The following is a 231-nucleotide window of genomic DNA, read 5'->3' as shown; positions in this document are numbered from 1 at the left end:
AGTTGTACTTCGGAAATATTAGAAGTCAAATTCTTTACTTTTTTGAGCGTACAATTGCACTATCCTTTTTGGTTTGCTCACTAGTATAAATACATAGGAAGGTTTTTGAGTATTAAAATTTCCGAAGGATGACACCATATTATTCTTTAACGAAGAACTTATTAACAGTAAATTAGGATAAATAAAGAAATATAGTCCTAGTATATAGGGATGTTTTGTTACTTTTGCGGG

The 231-nt window shown here is 29.9% G+C and carries 1 protein-coding gene; it reads right to left on the bottom strand.

Features of this window, described 5'->3' with window-relative positions:
* Positions 1-18: 18 nt before the first annotated feature.
* Positions 19-231: hypothetical protein (locus tag ACY2RS_RS16010; RefSeq protein ID WP_490099641.1), on the bottom strand; the 213-nt coding region annotated here is incomplete at its 5' end.

It is taken from the genome of Patiriisocius sp. 208BN25-11 (genome assembly GCF_058147145.1).
This window is presented reverse-complemented; position numbering and strand designations above follow the sequence as displayed.